Here is a 2,574-nt window from a genome sequence, read left to right as displayed (position 1 = left end):
TGTTATGCAAGCTCGCTTTAAAATCCTTATCTACTTTTTCCATTTAAATTTTAATTTCTTTCGCTTCATTTTTATAAAATTTTCCAGTTGCTTATCGGTAAAATTTAAAATCTCTTTTCGATTTTGTAAATTTACATAAGTGTGCCTTATATCGCAATTACCGACAAAGGCGGCTTCCCAGTTCTTAATTAGCCAACTCGAGCTTATCGCATATTCCCGTCCTTTATTCGAGCGCATTTTATCGCTATAGCCAATAGGCGCAAATATACCGGAATAAAACCCCTCCAGATAGGGTAGTCTCGGGCATCCTTCCGTATCGGTTGCGACGATAAATTTTATCTTTCGATCATACGGACGAAAAGCCTTGTGACACTCTATAATATCTCCATTTTTTAGATCGTCTTTGAATTCTAAAAATTTATAAGTAAATTTTGCAGGAATTTTATCATTTATCCTTTTGTATTCGGCTAAAAAACTATCGTAATAAGAAAATATGCTTATATTTCTGGGCGACTCGGTATCACATACAAAATCTAAATTCTCCAATACCCACTTTTTAGAAATCAAACCATTATTATTTTTCACATTAGCTTCCGGCGGCAATACTATGAATTCGCCTAATTTATCGCCGTTTATACGCAGCAAGTTATTCCAGTTACAAAATAAAAACCGCCTTTGATCGATCTGTAATATATCGTCCTCCGCGAAAATTTCTCTAAAATTATTAATCGAAAATTTCCTTCTACCTCTTACGGGTATTATCTTTTTATAATTTCTTTTCATGGTCTTTCTTCTGTTTTATTATTAAATCGCCGCATACTTGCTAAATCCCTAGATGCAAAATATATAAATTATTTTTAATTGCCGAATCGATTAGTTCCAATAGACCGTCTAGTTGCTCAATAACCGAGGATCTGTTTAACACACAATTTTTATCAAAAACAATCTGCTCATCCGCGCTCAAGAAAAGCGATCTCCAAGAGCATATTATATCTCTAAATTTAGCTTTATCTTCTATCCAGCTATAGCCATAGTAATTTAGACCTTTTTTCAAATTTATCTCATCGTTCCATGTGGTTTGTACCCACTTGAAAGAGTACAAAATATGAAGTATCAGATCATCGCCAATTACTACACAATACTCTTTAGAGAAGATATTTTCTTTTGTCTTTTTGAGTAAAAATTCATGTTTAGGCATACAGCTCCTTATTTTTTTAAAATATGACTTTAATAAAGCTCAACCCAGCTATTCGCTAAATTTCATCCAAGAGACGGCGTATTCTTGTGTTTCATCTCTAAAATATTTGCTAATTATATTATATTCGTCCTTTAGAAATATCTGCTCTTGATAGGCGTTAAAATACGCCCTGTTTTTCTCTATAAAGAAATAGATATATTCCTCATATTTGCCCAAATCAGTCTCTATTAAGCGCATTTGCCAATCCTTATAAATTTTTACCCTTATAAAATTCCATCATAATACTTTTCTCCAAAATTTTATAGCGCTTTTTATCTCCTTTTCAAAATGTTTGAATGGTATATAAATTTCATCTTGCTCATAGGGTTTTAACTTTTTATATTTCTTGGAATGCGTAATTCTCGAAATATCTTCATAATTTTTTTATAAAAAATCTATGATTATTTTTACCTCATCTCTGCTAAATTGTTTTGCTAGCGCCCGCCGCATAGGCGGTGCAAATGCTTGAATAAACATATCCTCTATAATCGCTTCATCGCCGAAGCGCTCGTAAAAATCAATAAAATCCAGGATATAATACCTAAAAGTATAGTCATTGAAAACCTGCAAATCTCCCGATAAGAGTTTGATTGTGCTATGGTCTAAATCGCATAGATCTTTACCGCACAGATCTTGCTCGACAAGCTCATCCTTTTGTATAGGATTTGTTATAATTTCCGGCCTTTGCAGTTTAAGCCGCGCCTTTAGCGCTTTTATTTTAGTATGCAATTCAAATTTATTCATCTAAAAAATACACGTCATTATCTAAACTTATATCGTTACCCGCTAATAGCCTTAGCAAATCCGTATCGTAGTATAGACCCGGCAAGCTGCCGTGGCTGTAAATCACGACTCTTAGCAGCTTTTTTACGCTTTGCAATTTTATACTCCTCGCGACATTTATATCTGCCAAGAATTTTTTAATTAGATCTCCGGCAGAAGGTATGTCATAAAATTTTTCCTCTATGCTAAAGCCAAAATTTCTGTATTTTAAAATAGAACCTTTTAGTTTCAAATCTCCCTTGCGTCAGGTTTTTGTTGCAGATATGCCGCTGCTGCTTATCGTTTCGGATAGATCCCTATCGCTTTCGATCGATAGTATTAAAACTACTTCGTTGTCTTTCAAAACTACTCTTAAAATCTTTTATATCCCATCTACGCACACTTCGGCATTAAGTTCGGCGCATATTTTTATATTTATCCAAATATTAGCAAAAATCAACATATTCTGTATTGAAAGCCAAAATTTTCATTTGGACACCCGCCCGGGGCAAATGACTGGGCAATATGCAAAGTCATCTCCGTTTCTAGCGCGATAATTAGTGATATATTCGATC

At 33.9% G+C, this 2,574-nt stretch carries 5 protein-coding genes; all 5 read right to left on the bottom strand.

The annotated features are described in order from the left end of the window. Positions 1-30: 30 nt before the first annotated feature. On the bottom strand, positions 31-783 hold the full coding sequence (locus tag Q0140_RS11655) for a hypothetical protein (RefSeq protein WP_297964773.1): 753 nt from the start codon (positions 781-783) through the stop codon (positions 31-33). A gap of 40 nt (positions 784-823) precedes the next feature. After that, on the bottom strand, positions 824-1,198 hold the full coding sequence (locus Q0140_RS11650; RefSeq protein WP_297964771.1) for a hypothetical protein: 375 nt from the start codon (positions 1,196-1,198) through the stop codon (positions 824-826). Between the two features lie 48 nt (positions 1,199-1,246). Then, positions 1,247-1,435 (bottom strand): hypothetical protein, encoded by a 189-nt coding sequence (locus tag Q0140_RS11645; RefSeq protein WP_297964769.1) that lies wholly within the window; start codon positions 1,433-1,435, stop codon positions 1,247-1,249. A gap of 186 nt (positions 1,436-1,621) precedes the next feature. Continuing rightward, positions 1,622-1,981, bottom strand: a complete 360-nt coding sequence (locus Q0140_RS11640) for a hypothetical protein (protein ID WP_297964767.1) — start codon at positions 1,979-1,981, stop codon at positions 1,622-1,624. Next, entirely contained in the window at positions 1,974-2,252 is a 279-nt protein-coding gene (locus Q0140_RS11635; protein ID WP_297964765.1) for a hypothetical protein, read from the bottom strand. Before Q0140_RS11635 ends, Q0140_RS11640 begins: the two co-directional genes overlap by 8 nt. Positions 2,253-2,574 lie beyond the last annotated feature (322 nt).

Source organism: uncultured Campylobacter sp. (genome assembly GCF_938045405.1).
Taxonomy (GTDB): domain Bacteria; phylum Campylobacterota; class Campylobacteria; order Campylobacterales; family Campylobacteraceae; genus Campylobacter_B.
This window is presented reverse-complemented; position numbering and strand designations above follow the sequence as displayed.

Coding starts and splice junctions, on each gene's coding strand:
- Q0140_RS11640 (WP_297964767.1), bottom strand. CDS start 1,981: ATGAATAAATTTGAATTGCATACTAAAATAAAAGCGCTAAAGGCGCGG.
- Q0140_RS11655 (WP_297964773.1), bottom strand. CDS start 783: ATGAAAAGAAATTATAAAAAGATAATACCCGTAAGAGGTAGAAGGAAA.
- Q0140_RS11650 (WP_297964771.1), bottom strand. CDS start 1,198: ATGCCTAAACATGAATTTTTACTCAAAAAGACAAAAGAAAATATCTTC.
- Q0140_RS11645 (WP_297964769.1), bottom strand. CDS start 1,435: ATGCGCTTAATAGAGACTGATTTGGGCAAATATGAGGAATATATCTAT.